Here is a 25,212-nt window from a genome sequence, read left to right as displayed (position 1 = left end):
TCTCAGGAGTGCTGGGGTCGGTAGATGTGGACGACGACGCCGCTGGGGAACGGCGTGGTCTCGACGAGGTCCAGGCGCCGCGATTGCGGTAGTTGGCCGAACAGGGCCTGTCCGCGGCCCAGGGCCAGCGGCTGGACCAGTAGGCGGTACTCGTCGATCAGGTCGGCCGCGGCGAGCGCGCCGGCCAACCGGCCACCACCCCAGACGATCACGTCCGGGCCGGGCTCGGCCTTGATGGCGGCGATCTCGGTGGTGAGCTCGCCCCGCGCGACCCGGGTTTCGGGCCAGCTGGCCTCGGCGTCGCTAAGCGTCTTCGAGAACACCACCTTGGGGATGTCGTTCATCGGCGCCGCGTACGGGTCGTCGGACCGCGGCCAGTACGACGACATCTCCTGGTACGTGATGCGACCCATCAGGTGAGCACCGGCCCGACTGATGCGGTCGAGCTTCCACTGCTTCAGTTCATCGCCTCCGGGGACCGCGATCCCCGGATGCTCACGGTCGCTGCCGACGAACCCGTCCAGCGACATCGACATGTACAGAATGACGTCTCGCATGAATGCTGCCTCTCGTTGCTCGTGTTGGTTTTGTCGCATCCCGGATCGAAGTCGGGATGGTGTCCGCGGTTGGGCTACAAGATGTTCGGTGGATGGCGGTGTCGGCGTCAGTTGTCGGCTAGGACGCGGTAGGTGAGGTGCTGCGCGTACGCCGTCATCTCGGATTCGAGCTGTCCACGATCACCCGTCCCGGTCGCAGCAGCTCGGCTAGTCGTTCCATCGAGTCGCGCACGCCGTTCTCCATGCCGGACGCGACCATCGCATCGCGTTCCTCGACCGAGCCGAACACGCTGCGTCTGGTCAGCCGGGTCCGACCGTCGATGTCCTCGAACCGCGTCGTCTCCAGGCTGACGTGTTCCGGCGTGCCCTCGTACTCGAAGGTCTGCACGATCAGCTTGTCCGGCACGACCGTGTGGAACACGCCGCGGAACCGGAATTCGCCCTCTCTGCCGCGATGCACGTAGCGGTAGCCGCCGCCAGCCCGCGCGTCGTGCTCGACCACCTCCATCCGCATGCCGCGTGGGCCAAGCCAGCGCGCCACCAGCTCCGGGTCGGTGTGTGCGCGGAACACCAGCTCCGGCGGCGCGTCGAACTCGCGCACGACGTCGACGTAGGGGGTGCCGGGCTGGGCGGTAATCGTCGTCGAGTTCATCTCCGCTGCTCCTTCAACGTGTCGAGGACGTCGTCGAGGCGCCGGTACTGCGCCTCGGTAGCCAGTCGGTAGGTGTCGATCCAGCTCGTCAGCGCCTCGAGCGCCGCCGGGTCCAGGCGACACGGCCGCCGCTGGCCGTCCCGGCTCCTGGTGATCAATCCGGCCGCCTCGAGCACCTGGATGTGCCGCGACACGGCCTGTTTGGTGATCGGGAACGGCTCGGCAAGCTCGTTGACCGTCGCCTCGCCGCGCGACAGCCGCGCGACCATGGCCCGCCGCACCGGATCGCCCAAAGCGGCGAACGCTCGGTCGAGCTGTCCATCGTCCCTCTTGTCAATCGGCATCTTTATCAACCTGCTGCTTTATCAACGATATGGTTGACCATGTCAGGTGGAGCTGATCCTGTCAAGGCACGTCACACGTGTCCGGACGCCGGGCGTCGTCTTCGGAGGCTGGCGTCAAGCCTCGTGGTGGACACCCGGGTGGCCTCTGTCGGCGTTCGGCGCCCGTGCCCTGACGCGCGAGGGGCACCGGGACACGTACCACCGCGACGTGGACCCGTGCCTTCTGATACGGGCTATTGCTGGTCGTCCGGGAGAGGCGGCCCGGCGAGTGGTCACCGGCGCGGGGCCGGCCCGCTGGACTGCCGGATGGTCAGGTGCGTGGGCAGCAGCACGGTCTGACGGGACGCCGTTTCCCCCAGGTGCTCAAGGTGGTCCAGCAGCATTGACACCGCCACCCGGCCGGCCTGTTCGATCGGCGCGGTGAGGGTGGTCAGCGGGGGGCTGCAGAAGTCGGCGCCGAAGATGTCGTCGCAGCCCACCACGCTGATCTCGCCGGGGACGTCGACGCCGCGTTCGGCCAGCCGCCGCAGGATGCCGATCGCCAGCAGGTCGTTGAAGGTGACGCCGGCGGTGGCGCCGGTGTTCAGCAGCGCGTCCGCGGCGACCGATCCGGAGCTGCGGGACACGCCGAACGGGCCGACGCGGGCCGCGGTGAGGCCGTGTCGGGCCATCGCGGTCCGCATCGCCCGCCACCGGGCCTCGTTGGCCCAGGAGGACGGCGGTCCGGCCACGTACGCGATCGCCCGGTGGCCCAGCGAGACCAGGTGCTCGACGGCCTGCATCACCCCGTCCGGGCTGTCGATGACGACGCTGCGCACCCGGGCGACGTTGCGGTTGACGGTGACGACCGGCAGTTCGGCGGCGATGACGGAGAGGGTCTGCTCGGGAAGGCGGGAGGCTGCGAGGATCACCCCGTCGACCGACCGGCGCACCTTGTGCAGCAGATGGTTCTCCAGCTCGGCCGAGTCCTCGGTGTCGATCAGCAGCAGGGCGTGGCCGGCGGCGCGCAGTTGTTGCTGCGCGCCGCGGATCAGTCCGAAGTAGAACGGATTCGTCGCGTCCGAGACGAGCAGGGCGACCGTTTCGGTACGCCCCGACGACAGCGCCCGCGCCTGGGTGTTGGGTACGTAGTTCAGCTCGCGGGCGGCGGCCTGGATGCGTTCCCGGGTGACCCGGTTGACCCGGTCGGGCCGGCTCAGCGCCCGGGACACGGTGGAGGCGGCAACGCCGGTGAGGGCAGCGATGTCGTTGATGGTCACGCGGCCCTCCCGGCGTACCGCCGCACGGGGAGAGGGCACGCCTTCGGGGTTCATGCACATCAGCAGAGCATCGATGGCAATTAATGGCAATCGGTTGCCACCCGGTTTCCATGGTTGTTACGTTCCCTCGCACGCTTCATCGAACCGGGGGAATTCCCTGGCGTCTGGCTATGTGCCTCTCCACACCATTCCTCTCCGGACAGCCACCACCCAAGGAGCAGAGATGAACGCCAGCCGTGGACTTCTCGCGGCGGCCCTGGCCGCCACGGTCGCCATACCCGTCACCGCCTGCGACCCCGGTAGCTCCGCCGAGGACGGCAGGACGCTCAACGTGCTCATCGGGGCGAACTCGATCTATCCCACGGAGCAGAAGCAGTGGTTCGCCGACGTCTCGGCGAAGTTCCAGCAGCAGGCCGGGGCGAAGGTCACGTTCGAGACCTTCGCCAGCCCCACCGACGAACTCACCAAGATCCAGACATCGATGCTCTCCGGGCAGGGGCCGGACATCTATGCCCTCGGCACCACCTTCACCCCGACGGCATACTCCACCGGCGCCTTCGTCGACCTCACCGCCGACCAGTGGACGAAGATCGGCGGCCGGGACCGGTTCCTGCCGGCCACCCTCGGCATCTCCGGCCCGGACGCCACGCACGAGGTCGGCATCCCCTTCACCAGCCGCCCGTTCGTCATGGCGTACAACAAGGAACTGCTGGCCGCGGCGGGCATCGACAAGCCGGCGAGCACCTGGGACGGCCTGCGGCAGCAGGCCAGACAGCTGACCGGTGCCGGCAGGTACGGCCTGGCCGTGGCCTACGGCGACGGCTTCGACCCGTGGAAGTTCATCTGGGCGATGAGCATCCAGGCTGGCAACCCGCTGGTCTCCGACGGCAAGGCGCGGCTGACCGATCCGGTCACGGTCAAGGCCTACCAGACGTACCTCGGCTGGCTCGCCACCGACAAGGTCGTCGACCCGGCGGCGACCGGCTGGAAGAACGCCCAGGCCATCGCCGCGTTCGGCGCCGGCAAGGCCGCCTTCCTGCCGATGGTCTCGGCGACCTCGAAGGTCACGCTGGACAAGTCCGCGGTCGCCGGCAAGTACGGCTACGCCGTCATGCCGACCGTCCCGCCGGGCGCCACCAGCCTGCCGTCGGGCGGCGTCGGCGCCACCAGCATCCTCTCCGGTGACAACCTGGTGATCGCCAAGTACAGCAAGAACCAGGACCTGGCGCTGCGCCTGGTGAACATGCTGACCACCGCCGAGTCGCAGGAGGCCTACTACCGGACCTTCGGCGAGTTGCCGACGAACGCGGAGCTGGCGAACCGGCTGGTCGCCGACCCGGCGCTCGCGGCCATCGTGGACTCCGCCTCGAAGGCGCACGGCACCCCGTTCCACGGCGGGTGGAGCAAGGTGCAGCTCGCGCTGGTCAACGTGGTCGTCCAGTCGGTGCCGAACCTCGCCGCCGGCAAGGTCGACGACACGTCCCTCAACGCCCTGCTCGCCCAGGGCCAGTCCGAGGCGCAGGCCGCGCTGGACAAGGCGAAGTAGATGACGGTCAACGACCCAGCGACCGCGGACGCTCCGGGCACCGGCGATGCGCGCCGGGCCGGGGTGGCTCGCCCGTCCCCCGCCGCGCCGCCGTCGCGGCGCGACCGCCGGCGGTGCCGCGGTGTGGCTGCTCGCGCCCGGCGGCCTGCTCACCCTGACCGTCATCGTCGTGCCGTTCGTCGTCGCGCTGGTGATGTCGCTGCTCGACCTCGACCAGTACACCTTCCGGCAGTGGCTGTCGGCGCCGTTCGTCGGCGCCGGCAACTACGTCGAGGCGGTGGGCCGCACCAGCCTGCCGCACGCCATCTGGGTCAGCGGGTCCGCGGCGGTGATCGCGACGCTGCTCGCGTTGCCGCTGGGGGTCGCCGCCGCGCTGACCACCCACCTGCCGTTCCGCGGGCGGTCGCTGGTCCGGTCCCTCTACCTCATCCCGTACGTGCTGCCCGCCTTCGTCGTCGGCACCATCTGGCGGATCATCCTGCAACCCGACGGGGTCGCCAACCAGGGCCTGGCGACCCTGGGCATCGCCGGCGGCCTGTGGCTGAACGGGCCGAAGAGCTACCTCGCCCTGATCGTCGTGCAGGCCTGGTCGGGCTGGCCGCTGGTCTACCTGCTCGCCCTGGCCGGCCTGCAGGGAATCGACGACAGCCTGCACGAGGCCGCCGCGCTCGACGGCGCGCAGTGGCGGGCGAAGCTGCGCCACGTCATCCTCCCGCTGCTGCGCCCCCCGGTCGCGCTCGCCGCGATCATCTCGCTGCTGCACATGGTGAACAGCTTCACCCTGCCGTTCGTGCTGTTCGGCGTCCCGAGCCCGCACGACGTGGAGGTGCTGCCGGTGCTGACGTACGTGGAGAGCTTCCAGAACCTGCGGTTCGGGCTGAGCGCGGCGATGGCCGTGATCTCGCTGGTACTGATCCTGGTCCCGCTGCTGGTCTATCTGCGCACCGTCAGACTCGACGAGCCGGAGGCCACCGCATGAACTCCGTGCTTCGCCTGCTGCCGCGACCACTACAGATCGGCCTGACGGTGTTCCTGCTGACCATCGTCGGCGCGCCGGTCGGCTACGTCTTCCTCGCCTCGGTCAACACCGACCTGGCCGTGGCCGCCGGTGAGTTCTGGCCGGAGCGGGTCAGCGTCGGCAACTACGTCCGGATCTGGTCGACGGTTCCGCTCGGTCGGGGGCTCGCGAACAGCCTGCTCGTCGCCGGCACGGTGGCGGTGACCTGCGCGGCGGTCGCGGTCTTCTCGGCGTACGTCCTGGTCCGGCACCGGTTCCGGGGCCGGCGCACCGTGCTGCGCGCGCTGCTGGGCATGCAGTCGATCCCCGGCACGCTGCTGCTCCTGCCGGTCTTCGTGCTCTTCGCGACGATCGGCAGCAGCCTCGGCGTGCCGACGATCGGCACCCGGTGGTCGCTGGTCGTCACCTACCTCACGTTCGGGCTGCCGTTCTCCACCTGGATCATGGTGACCTACCTGCGTGAGCTGCCCGGCGAGCTGATCGAGGCCGCCCGCGTGGACGGTGCCGGGAGCTGGCAGATCCTGCTGCGTGTCGTCATCCCGCTGAGCTGGCCGGGCCTGGTCGTCGCGGCGATCTTCGCGTTCCTGCTCGGCTGGAACGACGTGCTGTTCGCCTCGGTCATGACCGACGTGGACACCCGCACCGCGGCGGTCGTGCTGCAGGTCTTCGGCGCGGCGCAGGAGGGCGGGGCGATCCCGCCGTACGGGCAGATGATGGCCGCCGCCCTCGTCTGCGCGGCCCCGGTGGTCGCCCTCTACCTCGCCTTCCAGCGGTACATCGTCAGTGGGCTGACCGCGGGAGGTGTGAAGTGACGGCGTGGACGCTGTCCGGCTTCGGCGACGAGATCGATCCCGACCCGGCGGTGCAGCTCGCGGTGCTCAGTGCCCTCGGTGCCCGGCACATCGAGGTGCGCAGCGCGTGGGGCACCAACGTGGTGGAGCTCGGCGACGCTCAACTGGACGCCCTGGCGGAGGCGGTCGACGCGCGCGGCATGGCGGTTTCGGCGGTCGCGTCGCCCGTCGGGAAGGTCGACGTGACCACCGAGGACGGCGGTGAGCTCGACCGGCTGCGTGCCGCCGTGGCGGCCGCGCACCGGCTGGGCAGCCGGTACGTCAGGATCTTCTCGTTCTACCGCCCGGCCGGGGTCGCCCCGGCCGAGATCCGCGCGGCGGTGCTGGCGCGGATGCGGGCCTTCGCGGCCCTCGCCGAGGACTCCGGCGTCGTGCTGCTGCACGAGAACGAGAAGGACATCTACGGCGATGTGCCGCGGCGGGTCGCCGACCTCGTCGAGTCGGTCGACTCGCCCGCGCTGCGCGTCGCCTGGGACAACGCGAACTTCGTGCAGGTCGGGGTGCGGCCCTACGACGACGGGTACGCGCTGCTGCGCCCGCACCTGGAGTACCTGCAGGTCAAGGACGCGATCGCGGCCAGCGCCGAGGTCGTGCCCGCCGGCCACGGCGACGGCCAGCTGCTGCGGACGCTCACCGCGCTGCGCGACGACGGCTATGCCGGCTTCGCCTCCCTCGAACCGCACCTCGCCAGCCAGCACGAACTCGGCGGATTCTCCGGCCCCGCCGAGTTCGGCCGGGCGGCGCGCGCGTTCGTGAACCTCACCGCCTCGATAGGAGTGCATCTTCGATGACCGTCCTCAACGTCGTGATCACGGGCAGCGGGGTCATCGCCCGCACCCACGCCGGGGCGATCCTGCGGCACCCCGGACTGCGCCTCACCGCGCTCGCCGACCCGGACCCGCAGGCCAACGACCGGCTCGCCGGGTGGATCGGCGAGCAGGGCGCCCCGCCGCCGGCCCGGTACGCCTCGCTGGGCGAGGCCCTCGCGGCCGAGGCGGCGGACCTGGTAGTGGTCTGCACGCCCAGCGGTACGCACGCCGACCTCGCCGAGGAGGCCCTCGCGGCCGGCGTGCACGTGCTCGTCGAGAAGCCCCTCGATGCCTCCCTGCCGGCGGCCCGCCGCATCGCCCGGGTCGCCACGGACGCCGAGGCGGCCGGTCAGGTCTGCGCGGTGGTCTGCCAGCACCGGTTCGACCCGGCGAGCGTCGCGGTCGCGCCCGGGTGCGCGCCGGCGACCTGGGGCGGCTCACCTCGGCGGTGGCCAGCGTGCCGTGGTGGCGGGGCCAGCGGTACTACGACTCGGCGGGCTGGCGCGGCACCTGGGAGCAGGACGGCGGCGGCGCCACCATAAACCAGGGCGTGCACACCGTGGACCTGCTGCTGTGGCTGTTCGGCCGGCCCGAGGAGGTGTTCGCCTACACCGGCGTCCTCGCCCACGAGCGGGTCGAGGTGGAGGACGTCGCCGTGGCGGCGATCCGGTTCGCCGACGGGGCGCTCGCCGTGCTGCACGCCACCACCGCGGCGTACCCGGGCCTCGGGGTGCGGTTGCAGGTGCACGGCTCGCAGGGGTCCGCGGTGATCCACGACGACCAGCTGGAATACCTGCACACCGCCGACGGCCCGGACCCGTCCGCGTACGCCGACGGGCCCGACCGGTCCGGCGACGCCGTGCCACCGTCGCAGCTGCGGGGGGCGACCAAGCCCGACGACGCCTTCGTGACCGGGCACCTGCGGCAGTACCACGACACGGTCGAGGCGATCCTCGGCGGCCGGCGACCGGGGGTCACGGCGGTCGAGGCGCTGCTCGACGTCGCCGTGGTCAAGGCGGTCTACCTCTCGGCGCACCTGCGTCGGCCGGTGTCGGTGCCGGCGGTGCTGGCCGGCGACTTCGACGACGTGCTCGCCGCCGTCGAGGGCTCCGCGGCCACGGTGTCGTCCGTCCTGGGGGCGGGGGTGGCGCGATGAGGTGGTCGGTGTTCACGGCGTCCACGCCGGACTGGACGCCGGAGGAGACGGTCGGGCAGTTGGCCGCGCAGGGCTGGGACGGTGTCGAGTGGCGGGTCACCGACCAGGAACCGGCCCGACCGCCCGGGTTCTGGGCCGGCAACCGGGCGACCGTCCCGTTGACCGGGCTGGAGGGTGAGCTGACCCGGATCGCCACGATCACCCGCGAGGCCGGGCTGGCGCTGTCCGGGCTCGGGGCGTACGTGCCGGCGGCCGACCACGGCAACGTCGAGCGGGTGTTGGCCGCAGCCGCCGCGCTGGGCGCCGAGCGGGTCCGGGTGACCATGCCGCAACTGGGCAGCGGCGACTATCGGGAGCTGATGGCCGGTACCCGCCGGGACCTGGCGTGGATCGCCGGGAGGGCGGCGGAGCACGGGGTGACCGCGCTGGTCGAGCTGCACCACGGCACCATCGTCGCCTCGGCGTCGGCGGCGATGCGCCTGCTCGACGGCCTGCCGCCGGAGCATGCCGGGGTCATCCACGACATCGGCAACCTGACCATCGAGGGGTTCGAGGATCCGCTGGCCGGTTTCCAGCTGCTCGGCCCGTACCTGGCGCACGTGCACGTGAAGAACGTCGCGTGGCGGGTGAGCGGCACCCGGGACGACGGGGGACCGCGCTGGTCGGCCGAGTGGGCGCCGTTGCGGGAGGGGCAGGCCGACCTGGCGGCCTATCTCGGCGCGCTGCGCCGGGTCGGCTACGACGGGTGGGTGACGGTCGAGGACTTCTCCACCGCCGTGCCGCTGGCTCAGCGGACCCGGGACAACCTGGCCTACCTTCGGGAGTTGGACCTTCGGGTACGCGCGGAGAAGGCGGGACGCTGATTCCGTGAATTGACGGGAATTCATGCTCTGTGGTTCCGGTATCGATCGAGTCTGGCAAATGTTGGCAACCGATTGTCGGGCCGTGGTGGCGCCCATAGTGTCCAGACAACCGCCACTGGTGCGCGATCCGTGGGCCATCGTCCAGGGCCCCTCGGTACCCGTCCCCACGGAGCCACCGCCGCCTGGCCGTCGGCGGTGGCTTCCATCCTGACCCCATCAGGGAGATGTCATGCAATGCTCCGTCAGCAGGGCGAGCCGGACCGGCAGACGCCGGTCCGCGCTCGCCGCGGCCGTGTCCGGGCTGGCCGTGACCGTCACCTACGCCCTCGCCGTGACCACCCCGTCCGCCACCGCCACCGCCGCCGCAGCCGGCTGCGGCACCGCCAACGTCGCGCTGAACCGGCCGGCCACCGCGTCGTCGGTGGAGAACAGCCGGCTGTCGGCGGCCAACGCCGTGGACGGCAGTGCCACGACCCGCTGGTCCAGCGCGTTCAGCGACCCGCAGTGGCTGCAGGTGGACCTCGGTGCCAGCACCGATGTCTGCGAGGTCGTCCTCACCTGGCAGACGTCGTACGCGAAGGCGTTCCAGATCCAGGTCTCACCCGACGGGGTCGGCAACTGGTCGTCGCTCTACGCCACCGCCGCCGGCAGCGGCGGCACGCAGACCATCCCGGTCAGCGGCACCGGCCGCTTCCTGCGGGTGTACGGCACCACCCGGGCTACCGGCTACGGATACTCGATCTTCGAGCTGGTGGTGCACAGCGTGTCGACGCCCACGACCCCACCGCCCACGACCGGCCCGCCCATTCCCGGTGGGGGCGACCTCGGCTCCAACGTCATCGTGTTCGACCCGTCGATGTCGTCGTCCAGCATCCAGTCGAAGCTGGACCAGGTGTTCGCCACGCAGGAGACAAACCAGTTCGGCACGCAGCGGTACGCGCTGCTGTTCAAGCCCGGCTCGTACACCGGCCTCAACGCCCAGTTGGGCTTCTACACCTCGATCGCCGGCCTCGGGCAGAACCCGGCCGACGTTCGGATCAACGGTGACGTCACCGTCGACGCGGGCTGGATGGCCGGCAACGCGACGCAGAACTTCTGGCGCTCGGCGGAGAACATGTCGATCACTCCGGTGTCGGGCCGTGACCGGTGGGCGGTGGCCCAGGCGGCGCCGTTCCGGCGGATGGACGTGCACGGCGGAATGACCCTCGCCTCGCCCAACTGCGGGTGGGCCAGCGGCGGGTACATCGCCGACAGTCGGATCAGCGGCACGGTCAGCCCGTGCTCGCAGCAGCAGTGGTACACCCGGGACAGTCAGGTCGGCGGCTGGAACGGCGGCGTCTGGAACGTCGTCTTCTCCGGTGTGGCCGGGGCGCCCGCCAACACGTTCCCAACGCCGCCCTACACCGTCGTGCCGAAGACCCCGGTCAGCCGCGAGAAGCCCTACCTGTACACGGACTCGTCGGGCGCCTACCGGGTGTTCGTCCCGTCCCTGCGTACCAACAGCTCCGGCGTCACCTGGGCGGCCGGCAACACCGCCGGCACGTCGCTGCCGCTGACCCAGTTCTACGTCGCGCACCCGGGCGACTCGGCGGCCACCATCAACAGCGCGCTCGCGCAGGGCCTGAACCTGCTCTTCACCCCGGGGGTCTACCACGTCGGCCAGACCATCAACGTGACCCGGCCGGACACCGTCGTCCTCGGCCTGGGTTTCGCCACCCTCGTCGCCGACAACGGGGTCACCGCGATGAACGTGGCCGACGTCAACGGGGTCAAGGTGGCCGGGCTGCTCTTCGACGCCGGCACCACCCGGTCGCCGTCGCTGCTCCAGGTCGGCCAGAGCGGCGCGAACGCGGATCACGCCGCCAGTCCGATCTCGCTCCAGGACGTGTTCCTGCGCGTCGGCGGCACCGGCCCGGCCGCCGTCACCAACGCCCTGGTGGTAAACAGCAACAACACGATCATCGACCACATCTGGGCCTGGCGCGCCGACCACGGCGCCGGGGCCGGGTGGACCACGAACCCGTCCGACACCGGCCTGGTCGTCAACGGCGCCGACGTCACCGCGCTCGGCCTGTTCGTCGAGCACTTCCAGAAGTACAACGTGATCTGGAACGGCAACGGCGGCCGGACCATCTTCTTCCAGAACGAACTGCCCTACGACCCTCCGAGCGCGGCAGCCTGGTCGCACGACGGCATCACCGGCTACGCCGCCTACAAGGTGGCCAACTCGGTGACCAGCCACGAGGCCTGGGGGCTCGGCAGCTACTGCGTGTTCACCGCCGACCCGTCCATCGCCGCCTATCACTCCTTCGAGGTTCCGGTCAATCCCAACGTCAGGTTCCACGACGTGCTGACGGTGTCCCTGGGCAAGGGTTCGATCACCCACGTCATCAACGACACCGGTGACGCGGCCCTGCCGTCCTCCGTGACTCCGCACAACGTGATCAGCTACCCGTGAATCATCGAATGTCCGGCCGACCCGGGTCGGCCGGACATTCTGTGCGGGTTATTACGCGGCACCGTCGGCCAGCCCTTTTGGCAAACTGATGGCAACCAATTGTTTCAATCTCGGGCCATTGTTAGCTTCTTGGAAATAGATGCTCGTTCCTACGTCCAAAGGAGATCAGATGAGCCTCAGGTTGCTCTTGTTCAGAGCCGTTTCGGGAGGGCGTCGGAGAGTTGTGGCCAGGCCACTCACCGCGGTTTTCCTGAGTGTCGTGGTAATCGCCGCGGTCGGTGGAAACGGAACGGCGTTCGCGGCGGACGACCCGCCCTTCGCGCAGTACCAGGAGGCGCACGCCAACTGCGACGTCAATCACCGGCTCAGCGACGACCCGATCGTCTTCCCCGGTCTGCCCGGTGCGTCGCACAACCACACGTTTATCGGCAACCCCACCACCAACGCCAACTCCACCCCGCAGTCCCTGGTCGGTGGTGCCACGTCCTGTCAGGACACCCTCGACGCGTCCGGTTACTGGTTCCCGACGCTGTCGCAGAACGGCGCGCCGGTGCCGAACAGCATCGTCACCGTGTACTACAAGGCCGGGGTGAAGGACTACCGCACGGTCAAGCCGTTCCCGGCCGGGTTCAAGCTGCTCGTGGGGGACGTGAAGACGCCGGACGCGGCGCACTTCGGGGGCAGCTGGTCGTGCACCGGCTACAAGGGCAACGACTGGCCGGCCTCCTGCCCCTCCGGGTCGTCCCTGGTCGTGCGCCTCAAGGCGCCGAGTTGCTGGGACGGCGTGCACCTGGACGTGCCCGACCACAAGTCGCACATGGCCTGGCCGGTGAGCGGGATCTGCCCGGCCGACCACCCCGTCCCGCTGCCGATGCTGGAGATCAAGCTCCCGTACAAGCTGGCGGGCACCAGCACCGCCGGCCTGGCATATTCCTCGGGGGCCAGCTACTCATTCCACTACGACTTCATGAACGGGTGGAATGCCGCCCGCCAGGCCTATGTCGTGGCCTACTGCATCAATGGGGGTCGGCAGTGCAACGGTTACGGTGAGGACCCCAAGAAGCCGTAGCGGTCAGATGGCGTCGATCGTGGCCGGTGCCCGGTGTCGAGCGGGGGTCGCCCGGCCACGATCGGCCGCGTCCGGTAGCGGGCCGGCCCCGGCGCCCCGACCATCCGCCGCCCGTCACCGTATTCATGCTGATCAATCAAACGCCATTGACATCCGTGGTCGGCAGGGTTGAGAGTGACTTACGTCGGAGAGCGCTCTCTTGCGAGTTGGGCCCGAAGCAGTGAGCTGTCGGTCCCGCCGCCGCCACCCCGAAGGAGTACCGATGAATCGGACTCTCCCCCCGTCCCTCACCCCGTTGTCTCGAGCCGGGCGCGGCAGCCGCCTCGCGGCCCTCGGCAGCGCACTGCTCCTGCTGCTCGGCGCGTACCTGGCGATCCTGGCGCCGCCCGCCGACGCCGCCGACGCGCTGCTGTCGCAGGGGCGGCCGGTCACCGCCTCGTCGACCGAGTCCGTGGCGTTCCCCGCCTCGGCGGCCGTCGACGGCAATGCCGGCACCCGCTGGTCCAGCGCGTTCAGCGACCCGCAGTGGCTACGGGTCGACCTGGGTGTCTCCGCCACCGTCAGCCGGGTGGTGCTGCGCTGGGAGGCCGCCTACGCCCGCGCGTTCACCATCGAGACATCGCCCACCGGCACCGACACCTGGACGACGATCCACACCACCACGGCCGGCACGGGCGGCGTCCAAGACCTCGCGGTCACCGGCACCGGCCGTTTCGTCCGGGTCAACACCACCCAGCGCGCCACCCAGTACGGCGTGTCGCTGTGGGAGTTCGAGGTCTACGGCAGCACCGGCCCGCCGCCCACGACCCCGCCGCCCACGACCCCGCCGCCCGGCGGCGCGACGCTGCTGTCGTACGCCAAGCCGGCGGTCGCGTCGACCAGCCAGAACGACGGCGCGTGCTTCGGCTGCACGCCAGACAAGGCGTTCGACCACGACCCGGCGAGCCGCTGGGCGACGAGTCCCACCAACGGCTGGGTCGACCCGGGTTGGATCTACGTCGACCTCGGCGCACCGCCACCGTGACCCAGGTCGTGCTGCAGTGGGATCCCGCGTATGCCAGGTCGTACCAGATTCAGGTCTCGCCGAACGCGTCCACCTGGACCACCGTCTACTCGACCACCACCGGGAAGGGCTTCAAGGAGACCATCGACGTGACCGGCACCGGTCGGTACGTGCGGATGTACGGCACCGCCCGCAGCAGCCAGTACGGGTACTCGCTGTGGGAGTTCAAGGTGTACGGCACCGGCGGCAACCCCACCCCGCCGCCGACGATGCCTCCCGACCCGACGTTCCCGGCCACCCGGCTCGTGTTCGCCGACGAGTTCAACGGCGCCGTCGGCGGCAAGCCCGACCCTGCCAAGTGGACGATCGATCCGGGCACCGGCCAGAACAACGAAGTCCAGTACTACACGAACAACGACAACGCCAGCCTGGACGGCGCCGGCTCACTCGTCATCGAGGCCCGCCGGGAAACCGTCAACGGCCGCTCGTACACCTCGCACCGGATGAACACCGGCAACAAGTTCCACGTGCAGTACGGCCGGATCGAGGCCCGCATCCGGGTGCCGAAGGGCAACGGGCTCTGGCCGGCGTTCTGGATGATGGGCGCCGACTTCCTCACCGGGCGGCCGTGGCCGTACAACGGGGAGATCGACATCATGGAGGTCCTCGGCCGCAACACGCTGGAGGCCTACTCGACCCTGCACGCGCCGGCCTACAACGGCGGCAACGGGTACGGACAGAAGTACCCGTCACCGGGCGGGGTGGACCTCTCCGGCGGCTTCCACGTCTGGTCCGCCGAGTGGGACAGTCGCGGCATCACCTTCAAGATCGACGGGCAGACGGTCTTCGTCGCCAGCAAGGCCACGGTCGAGTCGACCCGTGGGCCGTGGGTCTTCGACCACCCGTTCTACCTCATCCTCAACCTGGCCGTCGGCGGCGACTTCCCGGGACCGGTGGACGGCACCACGCCGTTCCCGTCGCGGATGCTCGTCGACTACGTCCGCGTCTACCAGTAGCCCGGCCCGGAAGAAGTCCTTATGTCCCTGCCAACATCTCCGACACCGGCTCGCGGGCGCCAGCCGCTGCCGTTGGGTCTGCGCATCGTCGCCGGGAACGCCAAGCGACCGCGCCGGAGCAGAGCATCGCCCGATGGTCCTGCCTGCACCATGGCGAGGTACCCCCGTCGAAGAACTTCGTCAGCTGTCCGGCCGGCAGCATGATCGAGTCGTACCTGGACTTCCCGCAGTGCTGGGACGGGGTGAACCTGGACTCGGCCAACCACCAGAGCCACATGGCGTACCCGGTGAACAACGACTGCCCGGCCAGCCACCCGGTGCCCGTGCCGAAGCTGCGCCAGGTGATCCGGTACCCGGCGAACGGTGACCCTGCCCGCTTCCGGCTCGCGTCCGGTGCCGGCTACACGATGCACGGCGACTTCTTCAACGCCTGGCCGGTGGCGGAGATGGAGCGCCGGGTACGGGACTGCATCCGCCCGATCATCAAGTGCGGCGTCAGCGGGACGCCGTGACGGTCGTACCTCCTCGCCGGCCCGGCACCGGGCGCGAGGCTGTCCGCCCTGCTTGCCGGGCTGCTGCTCGCCCTCGTGCCGGCGGCCGGCTGCGCCACCGGGCCGGCCACGGAAAGGGCCGCGCCGGCCCCCGTCGTGTCGACCCCGGCCACGGCGACGCTCGGCGGCACCGACGCGGCCTGGATCCAGTTGATGATCCCGATGAACGAACAGGTGCTCAAGGCGCTTGACCTCGTACCCGGGCAGACCACGGACGAGCGGATCCGGGACCTGGCCGGGCGGATCGCGGCGGGCCGGCGCGCGGAGCTCGACGACCTGAGGCGGCTGCGGGGCAGCGCGGGGCTCCCGGCGGTCAACCAGCACGAGGGGCACGATCTGCCCGGCATGGTGATCCCGGCCGACCTCGTCGTGCTGCGCTCACTGCGCGACGCGGCGTTCGACCGCGCCGTGCGGGAGACCCTGCGTGAGCACGTGGAGCAGGGCGAGCGGCTCGCGGACGCCGAACAAACCAACGGGGCCGATCCGGAGACCCGGCGGCTCGCGGAGCGGATGCGGCAGACCCGGGTCACCGAACTCGGCTGGCTCAGGCGGACGACGCCCACGCCGTGACCCTGTCCGCCACGTCGGACGCCGGTGGCACCGAGCGGTCGCCGCCGGGGAGCCGGCGGCGACCGCGGGTGGTGGCCGCGTCACTGCATTGCGGTGGCCGGGGGGTGATCGAAGGATTCGGGGCAGCGGAAGGTGTACAGCGAGTAGCCGCGCCCGATCTGCACGCCGACGGTGTCTGGGGACGCGGTCGGGTTTTCCTCGGACGGGCGCCAGCTGCAACGCATGCCGTTCCAGTCGCCCGAATCCACGGTGAGAATCAAGGTCATCGTGGTCCCGCAGACAGCACAATCCATCGGGTACGGATCGCTCAGTGACCAGTTCGCGTACCCGCCGACCTTCCATCCCGGCGCCAGCGACAAGTCGCTCCGATAGTGGGGACGGCTCTCGTCCTCGTCGTCATCCCACTCGTCGAGCCGCTCGCGTAGGTCATCGGGGAGCAGATCGACGTACTGGTACTCGCGGACCTGCTCGGGGTGCACCACGCACGGAACCGGCAGGTACATGTCGCTGATCACCGGCGGCTCGGGAGGCGCTTCGAGCAGCGGGCCGACGGCGGAACTGTCGCGCCAGTAGAGGAAGACGCGAGGGCTGTAGTGCCGGTCCGAGTGGTCCACCGGGCACCACAGCACCTGGAGCAGGTCGGTGCCGTCCGGACCGGCGTAGTCCGGGACATCTCGGCGGTACAGCTGCGCGACCGGGACCAACGGGATGGGGTCCTCGATCAGGTCGTCCAAGTCCAGAGCGTCGGCAGCATCGAGCTCGGCCCGCTCCTGCGCAGTCAAGAAGTCCCCGCCCGGCAGCGGCTCCCGGGCTTCTGCGGTCGCGAGGATCTCCCGCCCGCGGCGCAGGGCGGCCGGGGTGGTCAGGTTCCATGGCTCGTGCGCCCCGGCGTCGTCGCAGACCGGCCATACCTCGTCCGCCGGCCACAGCAGCGGTCCGCCGACCGAGCTGTCCGTAACGGTCGGAGCGCCGGGTCGGGGATGCAGGCGGGTAGCGGTGATGGAATGTTCCCGCAGTTCGGGGAAGAGCGCGGTGATGTCCAGGGGACGCGGAGGCGTGGTGCGGACCATAGAAGTAGATCTTATGGCCCGCGTGCTGGTCCTCATTTCTTCGCCTTGCCAAGCAGCTACGGTCCCGACTCAGCAAAAGTCGATCCGGCACGTCGGTCCAGCGGGGAAGAACGTGAGTCCGCAGGATTGATGCGTCTCGCGCCTTGGTGGCCAACTCGTCGTTGCCGGCCCTGACCTGCGACAGCGCGAGGCCGCAGGTCAGGGCCGTTGCGTTGGCGCGCCGTCAGGCCGGCACGTGACCTGCCGTCCAGCACGCCGAGTGGCTGTGGCAGGCGACGTACGCCGCAAGCGCATCGTGCAGCGCCGCCAGTCGCGTGGCCGAGAGCCCGGCGGCGATGTTGTCGAGCTGGTGGGGGTCGACGGTCCGGTTGTAGTACTCCCGTTCGCCGTTTGAGTACTCGACGTAGGTGTAGGTCGCAGTTCGTAGGGCCTCGTAGGTGACTGGGCTGCCGTTGCGCAGGTCCTGGGCGTCGGGGTCATCAGCCGCCTGGTTGGGCCCGTGGTGCTCGATCAACGCCCCGGTACGCCAGTTCGGCGCAGGGTCGCCCTGTGCGAGGGGGAGCAGGTTGCGCCCGTCGACGTGCGCGCCGACGTCGGCGGCGCCGATGCGTTGGAAGGTTGGTGCCAGGTCGATGTTCTGCACGATCTCGGCACGCTGCGATCCGGGGACGACGCCCGGCCCGGCGACGACGAGCGGGACCCGCACGTCGGTGTCGAAGGCGGTTTGCTTGCCTCCGGTCAGCCGGTACTCGCCCATGTGAAAGCCGTTGTCGGAGCTGAACACCACGTAGGTGTTGTCAGCGATGCCGCTGGTGGTGAGTTGGGCGCGCAAGTTGCCGATCAGTCGATCGACCGCCTGTACGGATTGGGCACGCTTGCGGAAGTTCGTGTCCAGGGTGCTCTTTTCCTGCGCGCTCAGCGGCCCGTTGCCGGCCAGCCACGACGGCGGGTTGGTGGGCAGTCGGTCGTACGCTGCGGTGCGCGGGGCGGTGAGGCCGGGGAAGTCGGCGAGGTCTTGATCGGCCGGGGTGAACGGGCTGTGCGGGGCGAAGGTCGAGACCTCCAGCAGGAAGGGCGTGTTGGCGGCCGCCGAACGCTGGATGAAGTCCTTGCCCTTGCGCGACAGCACGTTGGTCAGGTAGTCGGCCGGTTGGTTGCCGTAGTGGACGACGGTGTGGTTCTCGTTGAGGTCGTAGTTGTACTCCGAAGGCGAGGGGAAGGCCGCCCGGCTCGCGGGCCCGACGAGCGGCAGTCCGGAAGACGAGGGATACTCGCCTGATGACTGGACCGGATCTCGATCCCGAACAGTATCCGCCCATCGACCCGCGTGAACCGGTGCCCGACGACGCGGGCGTCCTTCTGCCTGGCGCGCAGGATGAACTGCCCGAAGCCCCGGCCGAACCGACGCCAGACGACGGTGGCAACGCCGGCGGCGTGCGCGAGCCGGCATAGATCCGTCCGCTATCGAGCGCGACACCAGCCCAACCGCCGATGCCGGCGCCGACGGCGCTCAAGACGTCGGGGCGCCGCCCACCGGATCCGCATACGCCGCCGGCTACCGCGAGCCCGGTTTTGGGGGAGCAGGTTGGGAGCAACGGGGTGCCCTGAACGGCCTTGACCTGTGCCCAACGGCATCGAACGTTTCTCAACTGCGCCCACCCCTGCCTGCGGCTCCACGTTTACCAGGTCAGAGCGGGTGCGGCGTCCTGTTCCGCACGGTTCGATACCAGCATCGCCTCACCGTGCGCGTCGACGGGACGGCCTGACAGCAGCGGCCGAGGGCGCGGCAGGGGCCTTTCTCCTTGGGCCGTGCGGCGCCCTTGCCCTGCGCGCAGCACTGGCAGGTGCGGGCCTATCCCATGTTGAAGGGCGCGTCAGGAATGACGGAACCAGGCGCGGGCGGAGGCGGGAACCAGCACGAGCAGCGCCACCAATGCGCCGTACGCTATCGGCAGAAATCCGGAGTTGCTGGACCCGAGCGAATTCAGCCCCGATAGCAGAACCAGCACGCCGAGCACCACGGCCACGATCCGAGACCCACGCCAGCCGCGCCACAGCCCGTACCCGATTGACGCGCAGACACCCACGCCGACCAAGGCGAGCAGTAGCACTGGCACCAGATTCCGGGCCTCGAACTCGGTCAGCACCAGGACGAGTAACCCGAGTGGCACCAGTGCGCCAGCGGTAACGAGCAGTGCGGCGATGAGCACCGGCAGGGGTGGCCGGGACGAGACCCAAGCACTCTCGTCCGGAGAGCTGCCAGTAGCAGCTCGACGGTGATGATTGCCGATGTCCATACCGGACAAGCTATCCGACAAACGCGCGAGCGGCAGGCCCACGCACGGCGGGTGGTTGAAGTCGGTGCCTGAGCTGTCGACAGCAACGATGACAGCATCCGACGCGGACAGAGCCACCCAGCGGGGACCGTCGCCCGCTGGTCCGGGCGTCGGACTGCCGGCAGCCACGTTACGAAGAGACCTATCCCAACAGGGGTGGCGTGTCACTATCAGCGGTCCGCCGACGCCACCCGACCCGGCGACAACACCCTCCGGATCATCCGAACGACAGGGGCAGGAAGTCATACCGGGCCGAGCGACCGAGGGTCCCCGGCTGGGACGATCAAAGAGGTAACGGGTGAGCCAGGCCAGGGGTTGTCCGCTGAGGGCGGCGTCGGCAAGGCGGTGGGCGCTGGCGGTCCTGAGCGCCGCTCGTGGCCGGCAGCGTAATCCGTGGCCGGAGCGGGACGGACCCATGCAGACGCCTTCGCATATAGTCACGTGTATCAATGCAACCGGAGCTGATGCGGTCGTGCCGGAATAGCTCGGATCGCCGCAGGCGGAGGCAACCGCGCCGCAGCGGTGCGAGCGGGAGCACCGCAGCGTCGGATGGCCGGAAAGTTCCTGCTGGCCCGACCCCTGGGTGGAGACCAGCCGTCTTGGAGGATGACGATGCGCAAATCTCTCGCGGTGTTCAGCGCCGCCCTGATCCTCGGCGCCGCAGTCGGCAGCATTCCTGCCGGCGCGGCGGGGGCCTCCCCGCCCTCGTGCCCCCGTGGCCTGCTCTTCTGTGAGGACTTCGAGCGACTGCCTCCCGGGGGACCCAGCACGTTGAAGTGGGGCGTCGACACCCGCCACGGCACGCTCACCGTCGAACGTGCCCGTCGTGGCAACCAGGTGCTGCACATCCACACGGTTGACAACGGACGTGCCTTCCTGCGCGTCGACGACTTCGCCGCGCCGGGCAACCGCTTCTACGGCCGGATGCGTCTGCGCGTCGATGCCTTCCCCACGGCCCCGGACTGGGCCCACTTCACGCTGGTGGAGGCGACCGGCACCGGCAGCGCGGAGGTCGTCCGTCCGGTCGGCGGCCAGTACGCGCCCACGGTCCCCGGAACCTTCTGGGGGGTCGGCGCCGACGGCGGTCCGACCGGCGACTGGACCAACTGGCGGGAGTCCGCCCCGGTCGCCGAGGACACCTGGCAGTGCTTCGAGTGGAAGATCGACGCGGCGGACAACCGCGTCGCGGTTTGGATCGACGGCGTGGCGAACCCGGAGTTGACCGCCTCCACGAGCGACCACGGTGGCAACGATGTTCCCTTCGTCCTGCCGACGGTCGACACGGTGAAGATCGGCTGGCAGCTTTACCAGGGCGGCACGACACCGGACGAGTTCGACCTCTGGATCGACGACATCGCCCTGTCGAGTAAGCGGCTCGGCTGCTGACCTGGAGCCCTGGGAGGCTCTCGACACCTGTCGTCATGATGTCAGTCCCGATCGGCGTCCCTGCCGGGGTGCGGCTTCGCTACCGCACCCCGGCAGCGGCGTCGCCGGGCTGGCCAGGGTCCTGCCGGACGCGCACCTGCACGTCTCGGCAACCGCTGGCGACGTCCGCACCTGGCCCGACCGAATCGCACCTTCCTGGCCGGTTCACCGGCAGCTTCCCAACCGGATTATCCATCGCCCCCTGGGCGCCGAAATGCTACGAAGGGGACGTGCCTGACCCGACAAGCTCCCTTGATGCCACGTCCCTGGAGACTCCGCGGCTACTGTTGCGCCGCTGGCGAAGCGATGATCTGGACGGGTTCGCCGCGGTCAACGCGCAGCCCGAGGTGATGCGCTACATCCATGACGGCCGCACCCTGGACCGGGCCGCGACCGCGGAGCGTCTGGCCACCTATCAGCGGCACTGGGACGAGCACGGCTTCGGGCTGTACGCGGTGGAGATCAAGGAGACCGGCGAGCTGGCCGGTTTCACCGGACTGGCGGTGCCGACCTTCCTGCCCGAGGTCATGCCGGCCGTGGAGATCGGCTGGCGGCTCGGCCGCGCGTACTGGGGTCGGGGGCTGGCCACCGAGGCGGCCCAGGCCGTTGTCGCCCACACTCGTGCCCGGCTCGCCCTGCGGCGGCTGGTCAGCATCCACATCGTCGGCAACGAGGCGTCCGCGCGGGTGATGGTCAAGCTGGGCATGTCGCTGGAGCGCGAGACGGTGCAGCCGGACACCGGCCGCCAGGTCCGCGTTTACGCGATGGACCTAGCAGACTTCGCCGAGGGTTCGGAAACCGCCGCCGTTGCGCAGCCATCGGTGGAGTGCCGGTAAGGATCGTGTAACCAGCCGCAGAACGAGCACGGCCAGCCCTGGTCGCTGCTGCTCAGGGCGAAGTGTGTTCGTTGTCGTGTTCGGCGAGGTGGCGGTAGAGGGTGGCGTGGCTGACGCCGAAGGCCGCAGCGACTTGCTCGACCGGTTGGCCGGCGGCGAGAGCGGCCCGGGCCGTGGCGAACTGGTTGGGGTCGAGCTTGCGGGGCCGGCCGGGCTGCTTGCGCTGGGCCTCAGTGTGATCTTCGAGTGCGCCAGCAGGGGGCATCGCGAATGTCTGCACGTAGTCGATGGCTGCCCGCAGGGTGTCTTTCAGTGGGGCGACGTCGCGGGCGACCTGGGCGAGGAGCATGCCGCCCTGAAAGGCGGAGAGCAGGAGATAGGCCAGTCGGGTGGGATCCGCCTCGACGCTGATCCGGCCGAGCCTCTGCATACGTTCGAGTCCATCTCGGAAGATGTCTCTCCACTGCTCGAACGCGTTCGCGAGTTCCGTGCGAACGTCAAGGTCGGTCTTGATGATCTCGCTGGCGAGCGAGCCGAGGCTGCAACCTTCCCGGTAGGAGCGCTCGTAGGCGATGTAGAAGCCCGCCCATTCCCGAAGGGAGTCAAGGGTTTCAAAGTGGGTGAAACGCTCACTGCGATGGAACGCGAGGACGCGCTCGGCCTGCCACTCGATGACCGCGAGGACAAGGCTCTCCTTGGTCGGGAAGTAGTGGTTGAGCTGTGACCCGCTGATGCCTGCCGCGCGACGGAGTTGCTCGTTGTTCGTCGCGTGGACGCCCTTGGTGTAGATGAGCTCCGCGGCGTGCTCGAGGATGCGGGCTCGGGTCGCCTGCCCCTTGCCCGTGAGCTTCTGCGGTACCCGAGCTGCCGTTGTGGCTTCCATGACACGCACGATAACGCAGACTGGGCTTGACAGCCCACTTCGCGCCGTGTTGACTGCCATTACTGGGCTGACAGGCCCAGAAAGCGGCGTGCAGAGCCGGCGAGCACGAAATACAAGGAGGCACCCATGAGGGCAATCGTCGCGATGGATCAAGCCGCGGAAGCAGCCGGGATCACACTCGCGGAGCGGCCTGAGCCGACGCCGGCGATCAATGATGTCGTCGTTGAGGTCCACGCGTCGGGCTTCGTCCCCGCGGAGTGGGAATGGCCTTCGACATGGGTCGATCGCTCCGGTCACGATCGCGCCCAGGCGATCATCGGCCACGAGTTCGCCGGCGTGGTCTCCTCCCTCGGCTACGGCACGACGGGACTATCGCTGGGGCAGCGGGTGTTCGGGATCACGGACTGGCACCGGGATGGAACGCTGGCTGAGTACGCGGCCGTGGAGGCACGCAACCTTGCGCCGCTGCCGGGGAACGTCGACTTCACGGTGGGTGCGAGCCTGCCGATCTCCGGTCTGACCGCGTGGCAGGGCCTGTTCCGGCACGGTCGTCTTCAGGCGGGGCAGAGCGTCCTCGCACACGGCGCCGCCGGCGCCGTCGGGTCAGTGGTGACGCAGCTCGCCCGGGAGTTCGGCGCCCACGTCATCGGTACCGGTCGGGCGGCGGACCGCCAGGCGGCGCTCGACTTCGGCGCGAACGAGTTCCTCGACCTCGACCACGATGATCTCGAAGACATCGGCGGGGTCGACCTGGTCTTCGATGTCATCGGCGGTGAAATCCAAAGGCGCTCGGCGAGCATCATCCGGCCTGGCGGGACGCTGGTGTCGGTGGTCGGACCCGTCGAGGCCCGTCCTGTCGACGGCTTGGCGGTCGACTTCGTCGTCGAGTCCGTTCCGAGTCAGCTGGTGGAGATCGTCGACCGGGTGCGAGACGGGCGCCTTCGCACGCACATCGGAACAGTCGCGACTCTCGACGACGCCATCCTCGCGCTCAACCCGACCGAGCGGCGCAAGGGCAAGACCGTCATCCGCGTGCGCCCTTGAGCGCCCGTCGCCTCCGGGCCGCGTTGATGTCCCGGGTCAAGGAAGTTGATCCGGCGCAGCGGAGTTGATGCCGTGGCTCAGCCAGGGGCTGAAGCCCGCTGCGGGTCTGCGAGGGCTCCGGCTTGCGAACCTTGAAGCCGAAGATCGGTATGACGGTGGTGCCGGCCGGGCGGCGACGACCGACGCGGGGAATGGCTGGTCGTCGAGGACGAGGCCCCGCAAGCGGTTCGCCACGAGAACGCTGTCGCGTACGGACGCGGATCGGCCGCCATGGCGATCTTCGACATCTCCCGCTACGATCCGAAATCGACAGATTACTGAACGTCGATGCGTGCTGTCCGTGAGCCCTCGACGCTGGCAAATCCGGCGCCGCTACGAACGTGGTGCCGGCCTGAGGATCACGCCGTCTCGACGAAGGGAATCCGGATGAGGGAGAGCGCGCAGACCACCGAGAGTCGAACCGTTCCGCCCGCGCGGCCGTACCCGTTCAGTGTGCCCGACCGCCTCGTCGTCGATCCGACCTATGGCGAGCTGCGCGAGAACGAGCCGATGACCCGGGTAAAGCTCCCCTACGGCGAGGAGGCGTGGCTCGCCACCCGGTACGAGGACGTCCGCACGGTCCTCGGCGACGTGCGGTTCGGCCGCGCCCCGGCCGTCCAGCGCGACGAGCCCAGGCTCACCCCGCGCCAGCAGTACAGCGGCATGCTGACCATGGACCCGCCCGATCACACTCGGCTGCGCCGGCTGGTGGCGAAGGCGTTCACGGCACGTCGGGTAGAGGCGCTGCGACCCCGAACCCAGGAGATCGCCGACGAACTGGTCGACAACATGCTCCGGCTCGGTCCTCCCGCCGACCTGGTGGAGCACGTCGCCACGCCGCTGCCGATCCAGGTGATCTGCGAGCTGCTCGGGGTCCCGTATGCCGACCGCGACCGCTTCCACACCTGGTCCGAGGCGATCGTCTCGACCACCTCCCTGCCCTTGGAAACGATCCAGGAGTACCTGAACAATCTCTGGGGCTACATCGGTGATTTGGTCGCCGAGCGCCGCCGCGAGCCGGGGATCGACGACCTGCTCGGCGCGTTGGTGCGGGCCCGCGACGAGAATCAGGATCGGCTCAGCGAGACCGAGCTGGTGGAGCTGGCCGCAGGGCTGCTCGCGGCCGGCCACGAGACCACGGTGACCCAGATCCCCAACTTCGTCTACGTCCTGCTGCACAATCCGGACCAGGTCGCTCGGCTGCGGGCCGACCCGTCGCTGGTGCCGGCCGCGGTCGAGGAACTGTTGCGGTACGTGCCGCTCGGCGTCGGCTCCTCCTTCGCCAGGTACGCCAAGGAGGACGTCGAGGTCGCCGGGGTGCTGGTTCGGGCAGGTGAGCCGGTTCTCGGCTCGCTGTCGTCGGCGAATCGGGACGGTACCGTCTTCGCCGACCCGGACCGGCTGGATCTCGACCGCGAGCAGAACCCGCACCTGGGCTTCGGGCACGGCGTACACCACTGCGTCGGCGCGCAGCTGGCCCGCATGGAGTTGCAGGTCGCCGTCGCCACCCTCGTGACTCGCCTGCCCGGATTGCGGCTCGCCGTACCGGAAGCCGAACTCGAGTGGAAGCGGGGCATGTTGGTGCGCGGCCTGCTCGGCATGCCGGTGGCCTGGTGAGTACCGCATGGCGGATCGGGGTGGACTCGCACCGCTGCATCGGCACGAGCATCTGCGCCGGTACCGCGCCCGAGCACTTCCGCCTGGTCGACGGCCTGTCCACGCCGCTGGCCGAGGTCGTCGCCCCGGCCGAGGTCATCCTCGACGCCGCCGACTCGTGCCCGGTGGAGGCGATCACGGTCCGCGACGCCACCGACGACCGGCTGATCGCGCCGGAGGAGTGACCCGACAGCGAGGGCC

At 69.8% G+C, this 25,212-nt stretch carries 27 protein-coding genes and 1 pseudogene; 19 read left to right on the top strand and 9 right to left on the bottom strand.

Annotation, left to right across the window (positions count from 1 at the left end):
- Positions 1 to 2: 2 nt before the first annotated feature.
- The 4 genes from JNW91_RS01300 to JNW91_RS01285 form a co-directional block, all read right to left on the bottom strand.
- Complete coding sequence (locus tag JNW91_RS01300) at positions 3 to 557, bottom strand: dihydrofolate reductase family protein (RefSeq protein WP_203173114.1); 555 nt, start codon at positions 555 to 557, stop codon at positions 3 to 5.
- Between the two features lie 154 nt (positions 558 to 711).
- Positions 712 to 1,209 carry an SRPBCC family protein gene (locus tag JNW91_RS01295; protein ID WP_203173113.1) on the bottom strand — a complete coding sequence of 166 codons (498 nt, stop codon included), beginning with the start codon at positions 1,207 to 1,209 and terminating at the stop codon, positions 712 to 714.
- Entirely contained in the window at positions 1,206 to 1,553 is a 348-nt protein-coding gene (locus JNW91_RS01290) for an ArsR/SmtB family transcription factor (RefSeq protein WP_203173112.1), read from the bottom strand. The genes JNW91_RS01295 and JNW91_RS01290 overlap by 4 nt, the downstream gene beginning before the upstream one ends.
- A gap of 272 nt (positions 1,554 to 1,825) precedes the next feature.
- Complete coding sequence (locus JNW91_RS01285) at positions 1,826 to 2,812, bottom strand: LacI family DNA-binding transcriptional regulator (protein ID WP_309244175.1); 987 nt, start codon at positions 2,810 to 2,812, stop codon at positions 1,826 to 1,828.
- A gap of 223 nt (positions 2,813 to 3,035) precedes the next feature.
- On the opposite strand from JNW91_RS01285, the gene JNW91_RS01280 reads away from it, so the two are divergent.
- From JNW91_RS01280 to JNW91_RS01230, 13 genes are all read left to right on the top strand, one after another.
- Entirely contained in the window at positions 3,036 to 4,358 is a 1,323-nt protein-coding gene (locus JNW91_RS01280; protein ID WP_203173110.1) for an ABC transporter substrate-binding protein, read from the top strand.
- 46 nt (positions 4,359 to 4,404) lie between these two features.
- Entirely contained in the window at positions 4,405 to 5,337 is a 933-nt protein-coding gene (locus tag JNW91_RS01275; RefSeq protein WP_203173109.1) for a carbohydrate ABC transporter permease, read from the top strand.
- Positions 5,334 to 6,188: a carbohydrate ABC transporter permease gene (locus JNW91_RS01270; RefSeq protein ID WP_203173108.1), complete on the top strand. Its 855-nt coding sequence runs from the start codon at positions 5,334 to 5,336 to the stop codon at positions 6,186 to 6,188. Before JNW91_RS01275 ends, JNW91_RS01270 begins: the two co-directional genes overlap by 4 nt.
- Positions 6,185 to 7,018: a sugar phosphate isomerase/epimerase family protein gene (locus JNW91_RS01265; RefSeq protein WP_203173107.1), complete on the top strand. Its 834-nt coding sequence runs from the start codon at positions 6,185 to 6,187 to the stop codon at positions 7,016 to 7,018. The genes JNW91_RS01270 and JNW91_RS01265 overlap by 4 nt, the downstream gene beginning before the upstream one ends.
- On the top strand, positions 7,015 to 7,578 hold the full coding sequence (locus JNW91_RS31600; RefSeq protein WP_238424055.1) for a Gfo/Idh/MocA family protein: 564 nt from the start codon (positions 7,015 to 7,017) through the stop codon (positions 7,576 to 7,578). The genes JNW91_RS01265 and JNW91_RS31600 overlap by 4 nt, the downstream gene beginning before the upstream one ends.
- Positions 7,485 to 8,192, top strand: a complete 708-nt coding sequence (locus JNW91_RS31595; RefSeq protein WP_309244181.1) for a Gfo/Idh/MocA family oxidoreductase — start codon at positions 7,485 to 7,487, stop codon at positions 8,190 to 8,192. The genes JNW91_RS31600 and JNW91_RS31595 overlap by 94 nt, the downstream gene beginning before the upstream one ends.
- Positions 8,189 to 9,055, top strand: coding sequence for a sugar phosphate isomerase/epimerase family protein (locus JNW91_RS01255; RefSeq protein ID WP_203151169.1), 867 nt, complete (start codon positions 8,189 to 8,191; stop codon positions 9,053 to 9,055). Before JNW91_RS31595 ends, JNW91_RS01255 begins: the two co-directional genes overlap by 4 nt.
- A 229-nt stretch (positions 9,056 to 9,284) precedes the next feature.
- The gene (locus tag JNW91_RS01250; RefSeq protein WP_203173106.1) at positions 9,285 to 11,513 is read left to right on the top strand and encodes a discoidin domain-containing protein; all 2,229 of its coding nucleotides are present in this window, start codon (positions 9,285 to 9,287) and stop codon (positions 11,511 to 11,513) included.
- Positions 11,514 to 11,772: 259 nt separating this feature from the next.
- Positions 11,773 to 12,582, top strand: a complete 810-nt coding sequence (locus JNW91_RS01245; RefSeq protein ID WP_203173105.1) for a DUF1996 domain-containing protein — start codon at positions 11,773 to 11,775, stop codon at positions 12,580 to 12,582.
- A gap of 262 nt (positions 12,583 to 12,844) precedes the next feature.
- Positions 12,845 to 13,606 carry a discoidin domain-containing protein gene (locus JNW91_RS33395; protein WP_309244174.1) on the top strand — a complete coding sequence of 254 codons (762 nt, stop codon included), beginning with the start codon at positions 12,845 to 12,847 and terminating at the stop codon, positions 13,604 to 13,606.
- Positions 13,603 to 14,601: a family 16 glycosylhydrolase gene (locus JNW91_RS33390; RefSeq protein WP_309244173.1), complete on the top strand. Its 999-nt coding sequence runs from the start codon at positions 13,603 to 13,605 to the stop codon at positions 14,599 to 14,601. Before JNW91_RS33395 ends, JNW91_RS33390 begins: the two co-directional genes overlap by 4 nt.
- A 35-nt stretch (positions 14,602 to 14,636) precedes the next feature.
- A complete protein-coding gene (locus tag JNW91_RS01235; protein ID WP_309244180.1) occupies positions 14,637 to 15,113 on the top strand; it encodes a DUF1996 domain-containing protein in 477 nt (158 codons plus the stop codon).
- Between the two features lie 135 nt (positions 15,114 to 15,248).
- On the top strand, positions 15,249 to 15,722 hold the full coding sequence (locus tag JNW91_RS01230) for a DUF305 domain-containing protein (protein ID WP_203173104.1): 474 nt from the start codon (positions 15,249 to 15,251) through the stop codon (positions 15,720 to 15,722).
- Between the two features lie 80 nt (positions 15,723 to 15,802).
- Here JNW91_RS01230 and JNW91_RS01225 read toward each other — a convergent pair whose 3' ends face one another.
- Both JNW91_RS01225 and JNW91_RS01220 read right to left on the bottom strand, forming a co-directional pair.
- Positions 15,803 to 16,792 carry a hypothetical protein gene (locus JNW91_RS01225; protein ID WP_203173103.1) on the bottom strand — a complete coding sequence of 330 codons (990 nt, stop codon included), beginning with the start codon at positions 16,790 to 16,792 and terminating at the stop codon, positions 15,803 to 15,805.
- A gap of 223 nt (positions 16,793 to 17,015) precedes the next feature.
- Positions 17,016 to 18,044 (bottom strand): sulfatase-like hydrolase/transferase, encoded by a 1,029-nt coding sequence (locus tag JNW91_RS01220; RefSeq protein WP_255544912.1) that lies wholly within the window; start codon positions 18,042 to 18,044, stop codon positions 17,016 to 17,018.
- A 26-nt stretch (positions 18,045 to 18,070) separates the two neighbouring features.
- On the opposite strand from JNW91_RS01220, the gene JNW91_RS01215 reads away from it, so the two are divergent.
- Positions 18,071 to 18,244, top strand: a complete 174-nt coding sequence (locus tag JNW91_RS01215) for a hypothetical protein (RefSeq protein WP_203173147.1) — start codon at positions 18,071 to 18,073, stop codon at positions 18,242 to 18,244.
- A 422-nt stretch (positions 18,245 to 18,666) separates the two neighbouring features.
- On the opposite strand, the gene JNW91_RS01210 is transcribed toward JNW91_RS01215, so the two are convergent.
- Together JNW91_RS01210 and JNW91_RS34150 are read right to left on the bottom strand one after the other, a co-directional pair.
- On the bottom strand, positions 18,667 to 19,206 hold the full coding sequence (locus JNW91_RS01210; RefSeq protein WP_203173152.1) for a hypothetical protein: 540 nt from the start codon (positions 19,204 to 19,206) through the stop codon (positions 18,667 to 18,669).
- Positions 19,207 to 19,425: 219 nt separating this feature from the next.
- A pseudogene (locus tag JNW91_RS34150) lies at positions 19,426 to 19,503 on the bottom strand (HD domain-containing protein); the annotation flags it as partial.
- A gap of 237 nt (positions 19,504 to 19,740) precedes the next feature.
- Between JNW91_RS34150 and JNW91_RS01205 the strand changes: the two are divergent.
- Both JNW91_RS01205 and JNW91_RS01200 read left to right on the top strand, forming a co-directional pair.
- Positions 19,741 to 20,514, top strand: a complete 774-nt coding sequence (locus JNW91_RS01205; protein ID WP_203173102.1) for a hypothetical protein — start codon at positions 19,741 to 19,743, stop codon at positions 20,512 to 20,514.
- A gap of 269 nt (positions 20,515 to 20,783) precedes the next feature.
- Positions 20,784 to 21,389: a GNAT family N-acetyltransferase gene (locus tag JNW91_RS01200; protein WP_309244172.1), complete on the top strand. Its 606-nt coding sequence runs from the start codon at positions 20,784 to 20,786 to the stop codon at positions 21,387 to 21,389.
- Positions 21,390 to 21,441: 52 nt separating this feature from the next.
- Here the strand turns inward: JNW91_RS01200 and JNW91_RS01195 are convergent, their stop codons facing one another.
- The gene (locus JNW91_RS01195; RefSeq protein ID WP_203173101.1) at positions 21,442 to 22,272 is read right to left on the bottom strand and encodes a TetR family transcriptional regulator; all 831 of its coding nucleotides are present in this window, start codon (positions 22,270 to 22,272) and stop codon (positions 21,442 to 21,444) included.
- 126 nt (positions 22,273 to 22,398) lie between these two features.
- Between JNW91_RS01195 and JNW91_RS01190 the strand changes: the two genes are divergently transcribed.
- The 3 genes from JNW91_RS01190 (at position 22,399) to JNW91_RS01180 (ending at position 25,196) form a co-directional block, all read left to right on the top strand.
- Positions 22,399 to 23,316 carry an NADP-dependent oxidoreductase gene (locus JNW91_RS01190; RefSeq protein ID WP_203173100.1) on the top strand — a complete coding sequence of 306 codons (918 nt, stop codon included), beginning with the start codon at positions 22,399 to 22,401 and terminating at the stop codon, positions 23,314 to 23,316.
- Between the two features lie 426 nt (positions 23,317 to 23,742).
- Complete coding sequence (locus JNW91_RS01185; protein ID WP_203173099.1) at positions 23,743 to 24,972, top strand: cytochrome P450; 1,230 nt, start codon at positions 23,743 to 23,745, stop codon at positions 24,970 to 24,972.
- Entirely contained in the window at positions 24,969 to 25,196 is a 228-nt protein-coding gene (locus JNW91_RS01180; RefSeq protein ID WP_203173098.1) for a ferredoxin, read from the top strand. Before JNW91_RS01185 ends, JNW91_RS01180 begins: the two co-directional genes overlap by 4 nt.
- Positions 25,197 to 25,212 lie beyond the last annotated feature (16 nt).

Origin of the sequence: Micromonospora parastrephiae (assembly GCF_016802865.1) — a bacterium.
Taxonomy (GTDB): domain Bacteria; phylum Actinomycetota; class Actinomycetes; order Mycobacteriales; family Micromonosporaceae; genus Micromonospora; species Micromonospora parastrephiae.
This window is presented reverse-complemented; position numbering and strand designations above follow the sequence as displayed.